The 19,512-nt window shown below is 41.8% G+C and carries 13 protein-coding genes and 1 pseudogene; 4 read left to right on the forward strand and 10 right to left on the reverse strand.

The window, feature by feature from the left end:
* A pseudogene (locus tag A1019T_RS08520) lies at nt 1-103 on the forward strand (IS982 family transposase); the annotation flags it as partial.
* Between the two features lie 53 nt (nt 104-156).
* Here A1019T_RS08520 and A1019T_RS08525 read toward each other — a convergent pair.
* The 7 genes from A1019T_RS08525 to rsmG form a co-directional block, all read right to left on the reverse strand.
* Nucleotides 157-1,305, reverse strand: coding sequence for a DNA polymerase III subunit (locus A1019T_RS08525; protein ID WP_077451277.1), 1,149 nt, complete (start codon nt 1,303-1,305; stop codon nt 157-159).
* 67 nt (nt 1,306-1,372) lie between these two features.
* The gene (gene kdsB, locus A1019T_RS08530; protein ID WP_077451278.1) at nt 1,373-2,215 is read right to left on the reverse strand and encodes a 3-deoxy-manno-octulosonate cytidylyltransferase; all 843 of its coding nucleotides are present in this window, start codon (nt 2,213-2,215) and stop codon (nt 1,373-1,375) included.
* A gap of 128 nt (nt 2,216-2,343) precedes the next feature.
* On the reverse strand, nt 2,344-3,426 hold the full coding sequence (gene lpxK, locus A1019T_RS08535) for a tetraacyldisaccharide 4'-kinase (RefSeq protein WP_077451279.1): 1,083 nt from the start codon (nt 3,424-3,426) through the stop codon (nt 2,344-2,346).
* 44 nt (nt 3,427-3,470) lie between these two features.
* On the reverse strand, nt 3,471-5,312 hold the full coding sequence (gene msbA, locus A1019T_RS08540) for a lipid A export permease/ATP-binding protein MsbA (RefSeq protein WP_425271947.1): 1,842 nt from the start codon (nt 5,310-5,312) through the stop codon (nt 3,471-3,473).
* Between the two features lie 226 nt (nt 5,313-5,538).
* On the reverse strand, nt 5,539-6,600 hold the full coding sequence (locus A1019T_RS08545) for a ParB/RepB/Spo0J family partition protein (RefSeq protein WP_077451281.1): 1,062 nt from the start codon (nt 6,598-6,600) through the stop codon (nt 5,539-5,541).
* Between the two features lie 278 nt (nt 6,601-6,878).
* Nucleotides 6,879-7,643, reverse strand: coding sequence for a ParA family protein (locus A1019T_RS08550; protein WP_077451282.1), 765 nt, complete (start codon nt 7,641-7,643; stop codon nt 6,879-6,881).
* A 119-nt stretch (nt 7,644-7,762) separates the two neighbouring features.
* Complete coding sequence (rsmG, locus tag A1019T_RS08555; protein WP_077451283.1) at nt 7,763-8,440, reverse strand: 16S rRNA (guanine(527)-N(7))-methyltransferase RsmG; 678 nt, start codon at nt 8,438-8,440, stop codon at nt 7,763-7,765.
* A gap of 176 nt (nt 8,441-8,616) precedes the next feature.
* On the opposite strand from rsmG, the gene A1019T_RS08560 reads away from it, so the two are divergent.
* The 3 genes from A1019T_RS08560 (at nt 8,617) to A1019T_RS08570 (ending at nt 13,049) form a co-directional block, all read left to right on the forward strand.
* Nucleotides 8,617-11,067, forward strand: coding sequence for a Lon protease family protein (locus A1019T_RS08560; protein WP_244156594.1), 2,451 nt, complete (start codon nt 8,617-8,619; stop codon nt 11,065-11,067).
* Between the two features lie 128 nt (nt 11,068-11,195).
* A complete protein-coding gene (locus A1019T_RS08565; RefSeq protein WP_244156595.1) occupies nt 11,196-12,248 on the forward strand; it encodes a helix-turn-helix transcriptional regulator in 1,053 nt (350 codons plus the stop codon).
* Between the two features lie 120 nt (nt 12,249-12,368).
* Nucleotides 12,369-13,049 carry a TerD family protein gene (locus A1019T_RS08570; protein WP_077451286.1) on the forward strand — a complete coding sequence of 227 codons (681 nt, stop codon included), beginning with the start codon at nt 12,369-12,371 and terminating at the stop codon, nt 13,047-13,049.
* A 116-nt stretch (nt 13,050-13,165) separates the two neighbouring features.
* On the opposite strand, the gene A1019T_RS08575 is transcribed toward A1019T_RS08570, so the two are convergent.
* The 3 genes from A1019T_RS08575 to aceE all read right to left on the reverse strand — a co-directional run bounded on the left by A1019T_RS08575 (nt 13,166) and on the right by aceE (nt 18,982).
* The gene (locus A1019T_RS08575) at nt 13,166-14,161 is read right to left on the reverse strand and encodes an ion transporter (RefSeq protein ID WP_077451287.1); all 996 of its coding nucleotides are present in this window, start codon (nt 14,159-14,161) and stop codon (nt 13,166-13,168) included.
* Between the two features lie 207 nt (nt 14,162-14,368).
* Nucleotides 14,369-16,096, reverse strand: a complete 1,728-nt coding sequence (locus A1019T_RS08580; RefSeq protein WP_077451288.1) for a 2-oxo acid dehydrogenase subunit E2 — start codon at nt 16,094-16,096, stop codon at nt 14,369-14,371.
* Between the two features lie 60 nt (nt 16,097-16,156).
* Nucleotides 16,157-18,982, reverse strand: coding sequence for a pyruvate dehydrogenase (acetyl-transferring), homodimeric type (gene aceE / locus A1019T_RS08585; RefSeq protein ID WP_077451289.1), 2,826 nt, complete (start codon nt 18,980-18,982; stop codon nt 16,157-16,159).
* Nucleotides 18,983-19,512 lie beyond the last annotated feature (530 nt).

Below are 19,512 nucleotides of genomic sequence, written 5' to 3' on the forward strand. Positions count from 1 at the left end.
GTTCGCTGCTAATCTTTTAGCAGGACTCATTGCTTACTGTTGGTTTCCCTTTAAGCCGACACTCAAAAACGTGTCGGCTTATGGACAAGCTGCAAAAAACTAAGCTGTTTCAATGATTTAGGCAAGCTCTTATCCCGAACTCAAGTTAATTAGGTTTTAAAGCACAGCTATACCTGATAACAATCTATCATAAGCCATTTTTTCTTGGACATTTTGATAGCTGGATAATTTAATATCTTCGATCAAACTCATTACTTGTTGAATACTATCCAAACTAAGGCTATTAATAGAAGTATATCCTGCCCACTCTAAATCAGCTTGCAGTGGCTTTAGCCCCAAGCTTTGACGACTAAAATCCATCAGTATAAATTCAGATAATTTTATGAAATCATCAATCCATAAGTTTTTTTGCCAATAATCGCTCGCAGCTATGCTACTGCGTTTGCCTGACCTTAAAGCCAACCAAACCTTAATCCACGTATCTCGAAACTTATACCACTCACTACTCAGCATATCTAATGCTGCTAATGGTGCTCCATTGGCCAGCTTTAATGCTTGCTCAACTTGCATAGCTAACTGGCTTTCGGATTCATAATCGATCACTTTATTGCTAGCTATATAATTGCTTATATAGGCCGTCACTTTGTCCAACTGAATATGATCTATCGCTACTTGTTGCACCCGACTTTTAATTGTCGGTAATAGCTTCGTTGGCCAATCAGTAACCAACAGCAAATGAATGCCTTCGCGTGGCTCCTCTAGAGTTTTTAACAAAGCGTTTGCTGCAGCCACTGTCATCATATCAGCATTATCGATAACACAAACTCTACGACCACTACTTCCCTGACTGATAAACGGCTGAAGCTCGCGAATATCATCTACTTTAATTGAGGTTTTAGCGGGCTCTGACGCGACTGAACTGTTTTTTTTCTGCGAGCTTTTAGAGCTGCTCTTTGTTTTTTTTGTCGGCTCTTTGCTCTCATCGTCCTGAGTTACCGGTAGACTTGATAAGGGCAATACTTGTAAATCAGGATGGGTCCCTGACTGTAACCATTGGCAGCTCTGACAATGACCACAGGCACCTTGTTGATTAGCATTGTCTACAGTTTGTAATCTATTATCACATAACAGCCAAGCCACGAATCGCCAGACAAAAGCCCGTTTGCCTATGCCCTGCATACCTGCAAACAGCAGTCCATGGGGCAGACGCTCATAACGAGCTATCAGATTGTCCCAAGCAGTTTGTTGCCAAGGCAATATAGGGGCGAAATAAATACTTTCGTCGGAGTTAAGTTGCTGTTTCATAATTCACTCTTTTGCCCTATAGTTGCCCTTGTTTTTAATCAGTATAGGTAATAAACAACAAAGTTGATTACTGTAATTCACTGATAGGCATTGCATTTAATCGATCTAAATCTTGCTGCATGTCCACCCCAGGCGGCAGCTGCACACTGGCTTCAGCAATGGCAATTTTCTCACCATTCTCTAATACTCGTAACTGCTCGAGACTTTCCAAGTTTTCTAAAATACCTGGTTCCCATTGCACAAAGTTTTGTAATAATTTTACTTTATAAGCATAGATACCTAAGTGTCTATAAGCATTCTTAGGCACCTCAAGCTGAGGCGTTACAGTGTTTGTGTTTGCTTGTTGTTGATCATTATTTTGAACCATCGCTAAGGCGTGATTTCTATCACAAGGTATAGGAGCACGGCTAAAATACAAAGCATTTTGCAAATTATCGGTCACCACTTTGACCACTGAAGGGCGCATAAACTCTTGATAATCTAAAATAGGCTCGTATAACGTGGCCATCACACATTCAGGTTTATGCAGTAATAAATCTTTGACCTGTTGCAATAATACCGGTGGCACTAAAGGCTCATCACCCTGCATATTTACCACGATATCCTCAGCATCCCAGCCTTTAATTTTGGCAACTTCACTTAATCGGTCGGTACCTGAGGCATGGCTCGCATCGGTCATTACCACGTCATAGCCTGCTTCACGGCAGACTTCAGCAATCCTATCATCATCTGTGGCAATACATAAGTCATCTGCAAACGTTGCTTGGCTCGCCTTTTGTGCCACCCACAAAATCATTGGTTTGCCATGTATATGCAGTAGAGGCTTACCTGGTAAACGTGTACTCTTGAATCGTGCCGGGACAACAATATGAACCTTTGGTTCTGATGCTTTAATATCAGTTGAATTCATCTGGCTTCTCTCTACTTATGTTTTATGTTTTTGACGTTTGGTTGGGCAGATATAGTTTCATCATCAATCTTAGATAATGATTTATTTACTTTATTGATTAATAATTATTTGCTAATAATATTTTGGTTTTAGCTATGAATACCCAGTGCCTTTAGTTGCTTACTCAAAGTTAGATAACTATTTGGACTAAGCACTGCATTGACTGGTAACACCCATATAGATAAGCTTTGTAGCTTTGGATAGGCTTTGACTAGAGGGGCTATTTTTACCGCATCTTTTGAAGTGATAATAATGGGTTTGTCGGCTAACGGCAGTAAGTCTTCTACCTCAAAGCTATGATGATCAGGCTTGGGTTTTGAGTCTACTTGGTACCCCAAATCAGTTAAGGTATTAAAAAAACGCTGTGGATAGCCTATACCACTCACAGCATAAACATTATTTATCTGACTCAGACTTGGCTGGCCGTCAACAAGTGGCTGTAAAGAAGCCGGCTTCAAATGCATGCTCAGTCTATCTTCACTCTGCTCATTTTGAGCTTGAGAGGACTCAGTACGTTCGTGATAAATAACTGTGGTTCCTTGTAAGCGACTTATCGGCTCTCTTAAAAAGCCTGTGGGCAATAGCTGCTTATTACCGAAACCTCTAGCGCTGTCCACCACGACCCACTCAATATCTCGCTGCATCTTGTAATGTTGCAGACCATCATCAGCTATGATCAATTGAGTGTCTGGTTGCTGCTTTAATAAGACCTCTATCGCTTGCTGACGATTAGGGCATACTGCGACTGCTGCCCCAGTTTCGCGCACAATCAAAAAGGGTTCATCACCCACTTCTTCAGGCTTGCTCTGTAAGGTAACAAGCTGTGGCATCAAGGACTCATCACCACCATAGCCTCTACTGATGACCCCTACTTTAATCCCTTGATGTTGTAAGTAAGTCACCAGCTCTATAATAAGCGGGGTTTTACCACTGCCTCCGACTGTGATGTTACCTACCACCATAACGGGGACGGGAGCTTGGTAGCTAGACAGAACCCCTTTTAGATATAGCTTACGCCTGATACCAGTAATGGCTCCATATAAGCCACTTACCGGTAATAATAGCCATAGCCACCACGCTTCTTTTTGCCACGCATCAACAATGGCAAGCTCTAAGTTAAAAGGCTTACTATCTTCGTTATCGCTATTGTTTATTTTGTGGTGGCTTCCCATAGTTAATCACTAACCGTCAGTTGCTAAGAGTTATTAATGTTCTATCAATGATTATCCAGCTGACTTTCCGAAAAGTCTCTATCATACATATGAGCATAACGGCCTGATAGTGACATCAGCTCTTCATGAGTGCCCGCTTCAACGACCCTACCTTTATCCATAACCACAATTTTATCAGCGGATTCAATTGTGGTAAGGCGGTGAGCAACCACTAAAGTAGTGCGATCTTTCATCACGTTTTCTAAGGCTTGTTGGATATAGTACTCAGACTCATTATCCAGTGCACTGGTCGCCTCGTCCAATATCAATATCGGAGCATCTTTTAATAAAGCACGAGCGATAGATAATCTTTGGCGTTGTCCCCCAGATAACTGAAGTCCTTCTGAGCCAATTTCACTATCATAACCTTTAGGCATCTGCATAATAAAGTCATGGGCATAGGCAGCTTTGGCCGCTGATATCAGCTGTTCTTCACTCTTCACGGCTAAGTCGCCATAGGCAATGTTATGACGGACAGTGTCATTAAATAACACCACCTGCTGGTTAACCATACCTATCTGAGAGCGCAGTGAGCTTAAAGCAATCTTTTCGATAGGCAAACCGTCGATATATATGTTGCCACTACTGGGATCCAAGGTACGGGTTAATAAATTAACCAAGGTGGTTTTACCAGCCCCACTTTTACCCACAAAAGCTACGGTCTGACCCGATTCAATAGTTAGACTAAAATCTTCTAAGGCTTTAGTGCCATCTGGATAAGACATAGACACGTTATCAAAGACTATCTCGCCTTTAACGCGCTCAATATGAGTCCCTAGATCTTCCTCTTCTACTTCATCGAGCAACGCAAAAATTGAGGCGCCAGCAGCAATCCCTCTTTGTAGCTTCTCATTGATATCAGTCAAAGTTCTTACTGGCTTACTTAATAAGCCTGCAGCAGTTAAATAAGCAATAAACTCCCCTGCAGTGGTATTGGCTATCACCTCTGGTCTTAATGCCAACCAAATCACCACCGAAAAAGCCAGCGCCATTAGCAACTGTACTGCTGGCGTATTAATGCTATTGGTGACAACAATCTTCATACCTTGTTTCAGATTATCAACCGAAGCTTTTTCAAAACGGGCCTGCTCATAGGGTTGTCCCCCATAGTTTTTGACAACCTGATAGCCTCCTATTACCTCATTGGTAATGTGGCTCACATCGCCCATCGACTTCTGAATACCTTTTGAGAGTTTTAAATAGCGTTTTGAAGCCTTTTGAATCAACCATAAAATAGGCGGTAATACTAAGAATAAAATCAAGGTCAAACGCCAGTTGGTATACAGCAGGTACCCCATCAAGGCGACGACAGTCATACCATCACGTATTAAAGTTTTTAGTGAATCGGTACTAGCGGCTGTGACCTGCTCTACATCAAAAATAAGCTTGGAGGAAATGGTGCCCGCAGGATTAGCTAAGAAAAAAGAGTTGGGCAAGCGCAGTAGCTTGTCAAACACTTCAACTCGTAGCTTATAAACCAGATTTCTTGAGATTAACGCTGAGAAATAGTTCCCTAAAAAAGAGCCTACGCCACGGATGAAAAACAATAGGATAATCAAAAAAGGAAAAAGATTCAGATCAGATTGAGTACCATCATTAATCGCATCAGTGATGAATTGAATCAGTTTGGCAATACCAATCTCTGTTGCTGAGTTTATACCGAAGCCAATAATAGTAAGGGCTATAGCCCACCAGTATGGCTTGATATATTGCATCAACCTTAGGTAGGTTTGGGTTCCCGAAGGACTTTGTGGCTTAAGGTTAGATGGTAATAAGTTTGATTCCTGGTCATTGCGACCTAAGGAAGTAGTTGATGATGCATCTTTAGGTGATGGTTTAGTCATCATATGCCTTTTTTATAAAATTCATTTTAAACTAACTTTAGGGCAATCTGTGGCTGGTAACATCGTCTGGGGTTTACACCATTAAGATATCAATACTCTATCAAGTGTCAATACCATAATTCGATGGATTACAATTTTATCTTAATACCACAAAGCCTCTTAATGGACCCCACACTACTCCCAATATATTAATCCTGGGAAGTGTAAAGAGTAGGTCCAATGCGTTAGATTATGATTTAAAGTGCTTTAATAAAGCCTCTAGCTCTTCGTGACTATGAAAGAAAATCTCCATACTACCTTTACCGCCTTTCTTCTGCTTCAGCTTCACAGTAGCGCCTAAATAGTCAGATAACTGTTGATTCAGCTTCTCAATTTCTGCCTCTGAATTTTGTGAGGCAGGCTTACTAGGCTTTTCTGGATTAAGAATAGACTTAACCAATTTCTCTGCATCACGCACAGTCATGGAAGCTTCAATGATCTTTTCAGCAATAATAGGCTGCTGCTCAGAGGATAATGATAACAAGGCACGAGCATGGCCCATATCAAGATGACCTTCACTCAAATGAGTTTTGACATCCTCATGCAAATGATTAAGGCGCAACAAGTTTGAGACAGTGGTTCTTGCTTTACCAACCACCTCAGCAATCATGGCGTGACTCATACCAAATTCAGTATGGAAACGCTGTAATGCTGCGGCTTGCTCAATCACCGATAAGTCTTCGCGCTGAATATTCTCAATTAATGCCAGAGCAATAGCCAGTTCATCAGACAAAGCACGTTCGATAGCAGGAATGGTATTTTGTCCCGCCATCTTGGCTGCACGCCAGCGACGTTCACCAGCAATAATTTCGTGAGTAATGATGTCTGATAGTTTTTCTTCGTTGGCCAATAAAGGACGGATTACGATGGGCTGCATTACCCCATGTTGTCTGATTGAAGACGCCAATTCAGCCAATGCGGTCTCACTCATATCACGTCTTGGCTGATATTTACCGGCCTGCAGACGCTCAACATCCATTTGCACTAAGGTCATCTCTTCATCAGAAGCCTCATTGACAGGCTTAACTGAAGTCGTTTCTACCTTATTGATAGCTGTCTTTTTTCTGCCCGCTGTTTTTTTAGCTGCAGTCTGTTTTAGCATCGGTTCATTTTGCGCAGGCGACTCTTTGGCCTCGCGATCAACTTGTAAGTCGTCACGTAAAGCGGCAGCTGTGATTGCTTTTTCTTTTTTGATAGACCCGAGTAGAGCATCTAACCCTCGGTTTGCAGCTAATCCACGCTTTTTTGCCATGTTGGTTATCCTCTACACCCTGCTTGCCTAAACTATTAAGTGGTATTTATTATAGTTGCTGTATTAAGCCCCTACTTTAACCCCTTAACTTTTAAAAGCTATAAAAACTAAGAAATATGATTACGCCCCTAGGGGAGCTTCATTTTAATGAATTGTGTGTCGCTTGCAAGCGCAAACGCCATTTATAGTAACTAACGGCTAGTTTATAGGTTGGGTTTACACTGCTTGCTTATCGTTCACCGCTTATTTAGCGAAGTCACAAAGCCGAACGGATCTGTTTATTGAGACAACTGACGACTTTGCTTAATAATTTCTGTAGCCAATTTACGATAGGCTTGAGCCCCTTTAGAGCTTTTCTCGTAATCCAGCACAGGCATTCCATGCGCAGGCGCTTCAGCCAAACGCACGTTTCTTGGAATAATAGTCTTAAACATCAAGTCGCCAAAATGGGACTCAAGCTCTGCAGAGACATCATTGGCTAAAGTATTACGAGAATCAAATAAAGTTCTTAATACACCGCGTATATGCAGCTCAGGGTTAAGCTCTTTTAACCTGTCAATAGTTTGGGATAAATCTGCTAACCCTTCCAGCGCATAATACTCACACTGCATGGGAATAATGACGCCTTGTGTCGCTACCATGGCATTAATGGTCAGCAAGTTAAGACTTGGGGCGCAGTCAATAATCACATAGTCATAATCGCCAATATTCTGCATGGCATTACTTAACAACAGATGACTGTCACTTTTGCCCATCAAAGTAATATCGATACCAGACAAATCACGATTGGCACCTACCACATCAAATCCTGCAGGACTAGGATAGATGGCATCTTTTAAGTCAATGCCATCTAACAAAACATCAGCTATGGTCAACTCTAATGCCCGCTTCTCAAGCCCTGTGCCTGATGTGGCGTTACCTTGTGGATCTAAATCAATAAGCAATACTTTTTTGCGTCGACCTGCAAGGCTTGCGGCCAAGTTCACTGCTGTTGTGGTCTTACCCACACCGCCTTTTTGATTTGCTATTGCCAGAATTTCCATAGGGTTACTCTTCTACCTCAGTAAAGCAGGTTGATTTAAATAGTTATTATAATATCAATTAGATAATTGGCTAACTTAGACTCTTATGGTGTGTATTGTAAAACCAGAGTATCAGTTTTCTAGATGCTTTTTTTAACCAATTCAGTTAAGTGCCGAGTTTCATGCAAATGAGGCACATCCAAAGCAATATGCTCTATCTGCCACTCATCAACCAAAGCATTCATATCTTCTGGCTCAGGAATTAATCCCTTCATGGCTTGCAGCCAACCTTCTTGTGCCAATCTTGGCTCGGCAGCTTCCACAAAATCAGTTAAACTGGCGAAGGCTCTTGAAGTAATGACGGCAAATTTCTCATGCTCCTGGGGCACAAAGTTTTCAATTCGGCTGGCCACAGGCGTAACATTGGTTAATTTAAGCTCAGACACCGATTGACGAATAAAACGAATCTTTTTTTGATTGCTATCAAGCACTGTCACTTCACGTTCCGGCTGACAAATAGCGATAACCACTCCAGGCAAGCCTGCCCCAGTTCCAATATCTAAAAGCTTACCAGATTTTAGATGCGGTAATATGGCTAAGCAGTCAATAATATGTTTAATCAAAGCTTCTTTGGGTTGTTTGATTGCGGTTAGATTATAAGCCTTGTTCCAAAACAAAAGCTTGTCTAAATACAACATCAACTTACCGCGCTGTTCAGCACTAATTTCTAGCTTTAACTGTTCAATTGAATCAAGTAAAAGTTTATCAAGCTCTTTATATTGATTAGATATCACTTGAAACTCATTGGTGTTCATCATTTTATCGCTACCATACTGTACTATAATACAGCCAAATTATGGGTTTATCTCAAGCCAAAAGGTTTAGCGTGGCATTATAACACGTTCGTAATTTTTTTAGATGTTATCCCCTACCTATCATGCGATATACTCAATATTATTTTTCATCCTAATCTTCTATTTGATCTGAGCCAACTATGTCATCTTCTAGCAATGCTATGAATCCTAAAAACAAAGCTCCTAAAAGCCCTAATAAGACTCAAAATGGCTCACATTTAACCAGTGCTGACTCAAATTCTAATTTTGAGGAGCCGTATGGTAATGCAAATACAAAAAAACTCAACACCTCGAACCAGACAATGACTCAATTATCTAAACAACAGCGAATTGCCTTAGCTACTAAAACAGTAACCCAAATAAAAGACAACTGCAAAGTAGACTCGGCCAAGTTAAAAAAACACAGTGACCCTAGTGCCCTGCCTGCTTCTACTAAATTGGCTACGCGTCTAAACTGTGGCTTCGGTCAACAGCGTTCTGTCTCTGCCTTAAATACTGCCTTTGATATCACAGCTGGAGGCTATAACGTCTTTGCAGTGGGTGCCAGTGGCCTCGGCAAAAGAACTTTTATTACCCAGTATTTGGCAAACAGTGGCCATAAGCAAACGTTATTGAAAGATTGGATTTACTGCTTTAACTTTAATAGCCCCAACTCTCCGTTAGCTATTGCCTTAGAGCCTGGAAAGGCCCCTAAGCTATCTGCTGATCTGGTCGAAATCTGGCACCATTTGACCGAAGCTTTGATGCTTTTAGATAACAGCAGCTCTGATCAAAACTCTAAAGATAAGGGAACAAATGACTTAGCTCAAAAGGCTAAAGACACTGCTAAGCAAGCTCTTTCTCCTTATTTTTCGAAATTATTGGCTGCTTATAGTAGTAATGCTAAGCTGTGTGCGTATTTACAGCTGCTACAACAGGATATGATTGTTAACGCTCCGCTTATTTTACAAGCCAAAGACTTTCGCTTCATCCCTGCACACAATCAGCAAATACCAGACAGGTATAATATTAATATCATCAGCTCATTAGCTCCTAATCCGGGCTATGAGTATGCTATAAAACAAAATCAGACCCAAACCCCTGACGGCGCTCCTATTGTTTTTGAGACCAACCCTTCGCATAGCAACCTTTTAGGTAAAATCAATCAAACCTTGCAGGCAGGCTGTACCCTTAGCAATCATATGATGATTCAGCCAGGAGCATTACACAGAGCCAATGGGGGCTTTTTAATCATAGAAGCCTCACACATCAGTGAGTATCCTGAAGCTTGGCATGGTTTAAAACTGGCTTTGAGAACCGGCAAGCTAAGTCCTATTGAGGTTAATCACAACAGTGCACTGGGTGATAATTTAATTACCCCAGAGCCCATCCCTTTAGAGAATAAAGTTATTTTACTTGGCGAGTCTGATTTATATGATCAGTATGCTGAGCAAGATGGAGAGTTTTTATCCTTATTTAAAATACGGGCTGATTTTCATGAAGAGGTGGCTCGCTCAATTGATAATGAAATTGAAATGGTTGGTAAAATGGCTGACATTATTGGCAAATATCAGCTTAAACATTTCGACAGCTCGGCCCAAGCGAAAGTATTAGAGTTTTTAAGTTTATTGTCTGAAGATCAGAATAAATTAAGCTTACATAGCGATAGCCTGATACAAGTCATGCTAGAAGCAGACCGTTTGGCAAAAAAGAAGGAAGCTGATATGGTCAGCTACCTTCATGTTAAACAAGCCATCAAGGACATAAGCTTTCGCTCAAGCTATCTAAAAGAGCTGTATCTGCAAGAGATCACCGATGGCCAACAGCTGATTAGTACCACAGGCAGTGCCATCGGTCAAATTAATGCGTTAACCATCATTGATTATGCAGACAGTGAATTTGGCATGCCCGCTTTATTAACCGCTGTGGTGCAACACAGTGTGGGCTCAGGTGATATCTTGGATATTGAAAGAGATGTGGAGCTTGGAGGGAGTCTACACGCCAAAGGCATGCTAATTATGAACAGCTATTTACGCGCATTGTTTAGCCCCTATCACCCCTTAAACTTCACCGCGTCCTTAGCCTTTGAGCAAAGTTATGCACACATTGATGGGGACAGTGCCACCTTAGCAGAAGCCTGTGCTCTATTATCTGCTTTAGCAGAGATCCCTATCTCTCAAGCGCTAGGCATTACCGGCTCCATGAATCAATTAGGCCGAGTCCAAGCCGTGGGCGGAATTAATGCCAAAGTAGCCGGTTTTTTTGATGCTTGCTCGCACCAAGGTCTAACTGGGGATCAAGGGGTCATCCTGCCTTATGCCAATATCTCTCAACTGATGCTTCGTGATGATATTATAGAAGCGGTTAAAGCACAGCAATTTCATATCTATGGAGTGAAAAGCTTAAGCGAGGCCCTCACCATTTTGGCGGACATGCCCGTTGATACCACCAATAAAAAAGGTCGCTATCGCAAAGAAAGTTTATTTGGCAAAATCATAAAAAATCTTAAAAAATGGGAGGAGCAACTAAATCCCCCAGAAGAGGCAGACGAGCCGCAACATGCTGAAGACTCTGCTTTAAAAGAGACAAAAAACAGCCGACGCAATGAATAATTGAGCTAAAACTTACAAGGCTATCGTATCCCTACTGAAATTATGCTATTTTTTAGCTTTGCTATATTCATAATTATTTAATAATCATAAGCTAGTTACTTAATAATCAAAACAATATGATGACTGATATGACCAAAAGTAAGGACACCACTCAAAACCAACGTACTCCCAACAATAGTACGGCAACCACAGCCCGTCAGTGGGAGCTACTTAATTTGTTGGAGCGTGGAAGCTGGCGCGGCACCCATCATTTGCATGAGCAGTTAAGTTTGGCTAATTTCGATGTGAGCCTGCGTACGGTACAACGCGATTTAAATGCCTTATCAAAGCGCTTTCCTATCGAGAAGAACAATGCCAAACCCCAAGGGTGGCGCTGGAAAGAAGATGCGCCTGTTCAAAGCTTACCGCACATGAACTTGTCGCAGGCTGTGGCATTCAATATGGTAGAAGCCAATTTGGCTCAGCTGCTGCCTCCTGCAATATTGGACGAACTTTTCCCTTGGTTTGATTTGGCAAGACGACAATTAAAAGACAGTAAAATTACTCACAATTGGTTAGACCGGGTTCGTATCGAGCCGGCAACACAACCTTTGATAGCTCCTGAGATTTGCCGAGAATGTAAAGACTCTATTTATCAAGCCATATTTTATGAGCGCCAGATTACTGCGTGCTATACCCGCCGCAACAAGGACAATCCTGGTGAATACGTCCTTAACCCTATTGCTATTGTCCAACGCGGTGTGGTCATCTACTTACTGGCAACTAAGGTTGATGACGTCCAACAAATCATTCGCACCTTTGCCCTACACCGCTTTACGGAAGTGACTGTTGATGAAGACTCCAAGGCTGTTATCCCTGACAACTTTGATTTAACCTCTTATTTGGATTCTGGTGGTATGGGGTTTGCCCATTATCTATTCAAAGATTTGCCCAATCACGGCAAGAACACCAAGATAACCTTAGTATTTAATGGTAAAGCGGGTACCAGTTTGACAGAAAGTCGCCTCAGTGAAGATCAAATTGTCACTGATGATGAAGAGCACAATACTCAAACTATTACTGCCACGGTGAATTTAACTTCACAATTGGTATGGTGGTTACGTGGTTTTGGCAAAAAACTGATTTCTATTGAGCCTGAAATATTAGAAAGAGCGGTTAAGCAAGATGAGGCGGGGATGTAATCCATTACCGTAGCCAATTATTTTCAGCCAAGGTAAAGTGCTATAATTGCTTATATTGAATGACTTGATTGATTAAGCATATTTCTTATTTATACGATTTTTCTCACTTAGGAGTTTCTTTTGGCCTCTACAACTCAAAGCCCGACTCAAACTGTAGACTCAGGCTCAACCCCCCAAGCCTCAACCACTCTACCGATTACCCATCTGTTGAGCGAGCTGCCTATCCAAGGAAGCACCCTATTATATGGCCTAAACTTTAAATATACTGAAGTGATAAAAAAGGGGCTTATTAACCGTTTAAAAAAGAATAAAACCACCCTAGATATTGATTTATCCTGTGTATTACTTGATCAGAAGTTACAGGTTATCGATAAGGTATGGTTCAAACAACTGCGCGACAGCTCTGAAGCCATTCGCCATCAAGGCGATAGTTTAGATGGTAAAGACAGGGGCTCTGCTGCTGAAATAGATAGAAACGTAGATGTTGAAACCATTGAGCTAAGACTGGCGCACTTACCTGAAACAGTGTGCCATATCGCCTTAGTTATATCCTCTTATAATGGCTACCCTATTCGTCAAGTTGAACGAGGCAATCTATACCTAAGTGACGATGAAGGTAATGAGATTTACTCCTCTGACTTAACTTTGATAGCCCATGACAGTGCTGCTATCTGTGTTGCCATTTTAAGCCGTGAGTTAGAAGAGTGGCGCTATACCCAAAAAGATTGGGCTTTATCCAGTCATGAAATGGGCAAAATGATAGAACAAATCCAACGCGATTTGAGCCGCATCTATGGTTAGTTTTCTATGTCAAAGCCAGTCTTTGTTGATACAAAAATTCGTTTAAACAAAGATTTATGGCCAAAAAAAGAGCTGAATAATTCAGCTCTTTTTTATGAGTGATACTATGACATAGGCTATAGATGCTCACCACAATGCGGGCAATAGTTTTTCTTATCGATTTCAGCCAGCTTTTGTTGATACTCTTTTTCGCGTAGTAACTGTACGATAACCTCTTCAGCTTGCTCTTTATTGAGCCCTAGCTCCCGTCTAATCTTATCAATCTTATATCTATCCCTTATTAGGTTCATGTCATCATCGTCAAGCAACAACTCACGGAATCTTTGCTCTAATATTTCACGGCGCTGCTCAAGCTCTGACGCCAGACCTGAGGCCAAAATACCTGCGGGTAAGGCTGCCAAACCCACCCCTAGTATGGTGATGACTGCGCCTAAAAACTTACCAATATTGGTTACTGGAATAACGTCCCCATAACCCACTGTGGTTAAAGTCACTACCGCCCACCACATAGACTTAGGGATTGACTCGAAGACTTCGGGCTGCGCTTGGTTCTCTACCACATAAATGCCACTGGAGGCAGTCACAATCATAATAATCAAGATAAAGACAACTGCTTTGAACGACTCTTTCTCTTTACTAAGTACCACCAATAAAATGCGCATCGCAGCAAAATAACGGGTTAACTTTAACAGTCTAAATAGTCTTAAAACGCGTAGGAAACGCAAATCGACTGTGACAAAATAATTTAAAAAAGCCGGTGCAATAGAGATTAAATCAATAATAGCCCCTGGGCTTTTAATCCACATCAATCGTCTTTTCCAATGAGGGATTTCTGGGTGTTCCTCTTTGTCTTTTTCGACAATTACCCATACCCTAAGCAGATACTCAATACTAAAAACGACTATAGAGAAGTATTCAAAAGCATTGAAAAGCTGTTGGTTCGGAAAATACCACGCATCTACTGATTCGGCAATAACGGCTGACACGTTTAATAAAATCAATATTATCAAAAACTTGTCAAACATTTTGCTAAAGCGAGTTTGATAAGATTCGTTTTCAATGATGTCGTAAACTCGATTGCGGAGTTGCTGATATAATTGATTGTTTATCATATGCGGCTTAGGTAGGTTGTTTTAAGAAAGTTTAAAACAGGTGTTTTCACTGGATTAAGTTACTGTAGCTTAAAGAATCAGCTATCCTGCTGGTTGCGAATATTATAGAGGACAGTGAAGTAATAGCAATATTACTTTATTTGAAAACAAAAAGGCCTTTGATTGAAAACCCAATCAAAGGCCTTGGTTTGTGCAAAGACTCTATCGTTACAGCAAGATACGTCTTGGATCTGCAAGTAATTTAGCAATGTAGCGGGTGAAGACAGCCGCATCTGCTCCATTAATCACTCTATGATCATAAGACAACGACAGTGGCAACATCAGACGTGGTTCAAACGTTTGTTTCTCTGCATTCCAACGTGGCTGCATGGTTGCCTCAGAAATCCCCAAAATACCCACTTGAGGCCAGTTAACCAGAGGTGTGAAGTAAGTACCTCCTAAGTTGCCTTGACTTGAGATGGTGAAGCTTGCGCCTTGAAGCTCTTTAGCCGTTAATTTCTTATCACGAGCTTTAGCGGCCAATTCCCCGATTTCAATGGCGATCTGCTTGATACCCTTGGTCTGAGCATCTTTAATTACGGGCACAATCAGTCCATCATCTGTGGCAACAGCAATACCCATATTCACAGTTTTACGGATATGAATTTGTGTATTGTCATCACTCAAGTGACTGTTGAATTTAGGGTGCTGCATTAAGGCATACGCCGTTGCTTTGACAATGAAAGCTAAAATAGTAAGCCCAATGCCTTGCGCTTTAAATTCCCCTTTTAGCTCACCGCGTAACTTTTCTGTTTCAGTAATGTCTGATAAATCAAACTGAGTCACTTGTGGCAGGTAAGTATTGTAGTTTAGCTGCGGAATTGACACTTTTTGTAGGCGGCTTAAATCTTGCGTCTCAATCTCACCCCAAATGTCAGTATTACTCATATCTGGTAAGCTCGGAAGACCTGAAGCAACGGCACTTACTTTCGCATCTGAAGCGTTAGCCCCATTAGACTGCATATGAGCTTTGACATAATCAAAGATATCTTCTTTTAAGATACGATCATTAAATGCTGTGCCTTGCACTTGAGTAATGTCTACCCCTAGCTGACGGGCCAGCTTACGCACTGCGGGTCCAGCATAGACATCTGTCAACTTGGCATTGACTTGTTGCTCGCTCAGCTTGTCGACTTGAGCAGCAGGCTTAGGCTGTGATGCAGTGGCAGAGGACTTGTCATTATCGCTCGCGTTCTTAGTAGCAGACTGCTTAGCGGTTGTCTGCTCAGCTTGAGCTGACTGCTGTTTATCCTTTTTCGGAGCAGCTGATGCTTTTTTAGCGCCAGAGGATTTAATGACAATGAAATCCTGACCATTTGTCACCTTATCTCCTACTGCAATTAGAATCCCTTCTACTATACCTGCCACAGGCGAAGGCACTTCAACGGAAGCTTTATCAGACTCGACCAACAGTATAGACTGATCCGCTTCAACCGTATCGCCAACACTTACCATGATTTCAGCAATTTCAGCCTCCTCTACCCCTAAATCTGGTAGAGGGTAGGTTTTTGACTCAGCAGCTTCAGATTCATTATCAGCTTCTTCAGCAACTTCGTCTGATTGCTCTGCTTGTTGGGCAGCTTCCTCAGTAGGTTGCTCCTCATTGTTTTCAGCATTTTTATCTGCTGAGGCCTGCTCTGAATCTTGCTTATCATCTGATTCAGAATCTGCATCTGCTTCAAGCTCAATAAGCACCGTTCCTTCAGTTACTGTATCGCCAACTGAAATCATAATTTTACTGACTGTGCCACTGCCTGAGCTTGGCACTTCAACGGCAGCCTTATCAGATTCTAACAAGACAATATTGTCATTCTCAGTAATTTTGTCACCGACAGAGACCATAATCTCACTAACTTCGGCGCTATCTACTCCCAAATCAGGGGCTTTAATTTCCATATCTGTTCTCCAGAATTCTTGTAATTAGTAACGTTCTTAAAAGTGAAGTAGAGATCAAAATTATTCCTCAACATCTTCATCATTTAATAGCTCGGCATCGGCTTGATCCTCTGCACGTCCTTCGCTACTAATTTCTTCATCCTCTTCTTCTACTAACTCTGGTACTGGATTTGGATTGACATTATCCGGTGCTGGAGCATCTGGGAAATGATCGTACTGAGGTTGTGGCTGCCACGCAGGGGGCTGATCCACATCAATACCCAAGCTAGTGATGGCGTCTTTCACTAAACGCATCTCTACCTCACCTTCATCCGCTAAACGCTTTAACGTAGCCACAACGATATGTTCAGCATTGACATGGAAGAAGTTGCGTAGCTGTGCGCGGCTATCAGAGCGACCATAACCATCGGTACCCAAGGTTGAGTAAGGACGATTGTCAGGCAACCAAGCACGGATCTGCTCCGAGTAATTGCGCATATAATCCGTTGCGGCTATTACCACACCATCGTGTTTGGCAAGCTGCTCGGTAACCCAAGGCACCTTTTCTTCTTCCATTGGGTGCAAGCGGTTGTAATCATCACAAGCCATGCCTTCACGAGTTAGCTCATTAAAGCTGGTCACACTCCACACGTTAGCGCTTACATTGAACTCTTCAAATAGAATCTTCGCAGCTTTTTGTACTTCACGTAAGATAGTACCTGAGCCTAATAGCTGAACATGAGCGGTGGCATGTAGATGACTGTTATCTTCTAGCAGGTACATACCGCGTTTAATGCCTTCTTCCACGCCTTCTGGCATTGCAGGCTGCTCATAGTTCTCATTCATTAAAGTAATGTAGTAATAAACACGCTCACCTTCGCCATACATACGACGCAGGCCATCGTGCATAATAACTGCTAACTCATAGCCGTAGCAGGGATCATAACTAACACAGTTTGGTACGGTTCCAAATAAGATGTGAGAGTGACCATCTTGGTGCTGCAAACCTTCACCATTCAGCGTGGTACGTCCCGCGGTACCACCCAACAAGAACCCTTGTGCCTGACAATCCCCTGCGGCCCAAGCTAAGTCGCCGACACGTTGGAAGCCGAACATTGAGTAGTAGATATACAATGGAATCATAGGCAATGCGTTAACTGAGTAACTGGTCGCTAGGGCGATCCAAGCACTCATGGCACCAGCTTCGTTAATACCCTCTTCCAGCATATGCCCATCTTTGGCTTCTTTATAACCCATTAAGGCTTCACTATCTTCAGGGATGTATTTTTGTCCTGCTGAAGAATAAATACCTAACTGACGGAACATACCTTCTAGACCGAAAGTACGGGCTTCATCAGGCACGATAGGCACCACACGGTCTTGGATATCTTTGTCTTTTAACATGGCTGATAATAAGCGAACAAAGACCATAGTCGTTGACTGCTCTTTACCATTACTGCCTTTTAATACCCGATCAAAGATAGATAAATCAGGAATGTTTAAAGGAATATGACCACTACGACGGTTAGGTAGATGCCCGCCTAATGCCTCACGGCGGCCTCGCAAGTACTTCATTTCCGCAGAGTTTTCATCGGGACGATAGAACGGAAGCTCATCTAACTCTTCATCGGTAAATGGCAAGTCAAAGCGATCACGGAAATAAACTAGGCCTTCTTTATCAAGCTTCTTAATTTGGTGAGCTTTGTTAACGGCTTGAGCCTGCGTAGAAAGACCATAACCTTTTACCGTTTTAACCAATACCACTGTAGGCTGGCCTTTGGTCTTCATCGCTTCACTAAATGCGGCATAAACTTTGATAGGATCATGGCCACCGCGGTTTAAGTGGCGAATATCCTCATCGGTTAGCTGCTCTGCCATCTCGGCAAGCTCAGGATATTTACCAAAGAATTCTTTACGAGTAAAAGCACCATCACGGGCTTCATAAAGCTGGTACTCGCCATCTACTGTCTCTTCCATGCGTCTTTTTAGAGCGCCGGAATGATCTTTATCTAATAAAGTATCCCATTTGCCGCCCCAGATGACTTTAATCACTCGCCAGCCTGCCCCACGGAACACAGACTCAAGCTCTTGAATAATCTTACCATTGCCGCGTACTGGGCCATCTAGACGCTGTAGGTTACAGTTAACCACCCAAATTAAGTTATCTAGTTTTTCACGGCCCGCTAACGAAATAGCCCCTAAGCTTTCTGGCTCATCTGTTTCACCATCACCTAAGAAGGCCCAAATCTTTCGATCTTCATCTTCAAGTAAGCCACGATTGATTAAATAGTTATGTACATGAGCATGATAAATTGACATGATTGGCCCCAGACCCATAGATACGGTCGGGAACTGCCAATAATCTGGCATTAAATAAGGATGCGGATAACTAGATAAACCTTTACCTCCTACTTCACGGCGAAAGTTTTCTAATTGCTCTTTGGTTAAACGCCCCTCTAAGAAAGATCGCGCATAGATACCTGGCGCTGAGTGACCTTGATAATAAATCATGTCACCACCAAAGTGATCGCTGGCTGCACGGAAGAAATGGTTAAACCCAGTCTCGTATAAGGTAGCACTTGAGGCAAACGTCGCTAAGTGACCGCCTAAATCATCGTCATTTTGGTTAGCGCGCATTACCATAGCTAAAGCGTTATAGCGTACCAAAGCACGAATTTTACGCTCAATACCCAAATCGCCTGGATAAGTAGGCTCGTCTTCAACAGGAATCGTATTTAAGTACGCAGTGTCCAAACGGTTAAACGGTAAGCCTTCTTGTACCGCCATGTTGTATAAAGCCTTAAGCAAAAATCGAGCTCGGTCTTTATCACTATGCTTAATAACCGACTCAAAGGCATCTAGCCACTCTTGAGTTTCGGTATGATCAGCATCATTATAGTATTTCATAAGTAATCCCTAATTTTCTTATTAGTTCGAGTAAACACTTGTATCGCCCATTAGTATAAACGTATTTAGCGAGCTTACCTATCCCTTAAACTAAATGGTTTTTGTAACTGTATTTATTAAATAAATAATGATTATACATTTTTGAGATAATCAGGGCTTATCTATTAGCTGACTTAAAATATTGCTATAACTGGGTTAAATAAGCAGGTTATGGAGATGAATACATCTCGCTTTAACTTAACAATTGTAATAAAATTATAGATAAGGCATTAACTCTTTTCTATTTTGGCTTATTAATTAAATAAGCAATTGGGTGAGATTTTTATCCAGCTTTAGCACTTTTATTTTTAACACTTTTTTCCAATTGATCGATGCTCAAATCGTAAATTTGAGATCATCGTCTAAAGACTTAAATTGAAGTTTTTTTAAATTTATCACCTATCGCCGTAAAACCACCCACTTCAGGGGGTGGATATAAGGCGACATATACTGTCGTGAGTAGTACTTAAAGGGTTGTAAGTTGAAATTAA

This window comes from Psychrobacter piechaudii (assembly GCF_900162825.1).
In the GTDB taxonomy this organism is placed as follows: domain Bacteria; phylum Pseudomonadota; class Gammaproteobacteria; order Pseudomonadales; family Moraxellaceae; genus Psychrobacter; species Psychrobacter piechaudii.

Coding starts and splice junctions, on each gene's coding strand:
- A1019T_RS08525 (WP_077451277.1), bottom strand. CDS start 1,305: ATGAAACAGCAACTTAACTCCGACGAAAGTATTTATTTCGCCCCTATA.
- kdsB (WP_077451278.1), bottom strand. CDS start 2,215: ATGAATTCAACTGATATTAAAGCATCAGAACCAAAGGTTCATATTGTT.
- lpxK (WP_077451279.1), bottom strand. CDS start 3,426: ATGGGAAGCCACCACAAAATAAACAATAGCGATAACGAAGATAGTAAG.
- msbA (WP_425271947.1), bottom strand. CDS start 5,312: ATGATGACTAAACCATCACCTAAAGATGCATCATCAACTACTTCCTTA.
- A1019T_RS08545 (WP_077451281.1), bottom strand. CDS start 6,600: ATGGCAAAAAAGCGTGGATTAGCTGCAAACCGAGGGTTAGATGCTCTA.
- A1019T_RS08550 (WP_077451282.1), bottom strand. CDS start 7,643: ATGGAAATTCTGGCAATAGCAAATCAAAAAGGCGGTGTGGGTAAGACC.
- rsmG (WP_077451283.1), bottom strand. CDS start 8,440: ATGATGAACACCAATGAGTTTCAAGTGATATCTAATCAATATAAAGAG.
- A1019T_RS08560 (WP_244156594.1), top strand. CDS start 8,617: ATGTCATCTTCTAGCAATGCTATGAATCCTAAAAACAAAGCTCCTAAA.
- A1019T_RS08565 (WP_244156595.1), top strand. CDS start 11,196: ATGACCAAAAGTAAGGACACCACTCAAAACCAACGTACTCCCAACAAT.
- A1019T_RS08575 (WP_077451287.1), bottom strand. CDS start 14,161: ATGATAAACAATCAATTATATCAGCAACTCCGCAATCGAGTTTACGAC.
- A1019T_RS08580 (WP_077451288.1), bottom strand. CDS start 16,096: ATGGAAATTAAAGCCCCTGATTTGGGAGTAGATAGCGCCGAAGTTAGT.
- aceE (WP_077451289.1), bottom strand. CDS start 18,982: ATGAAATACTATAATGATGCTGATCATACCGAAACTCAAGAGTGGCTA.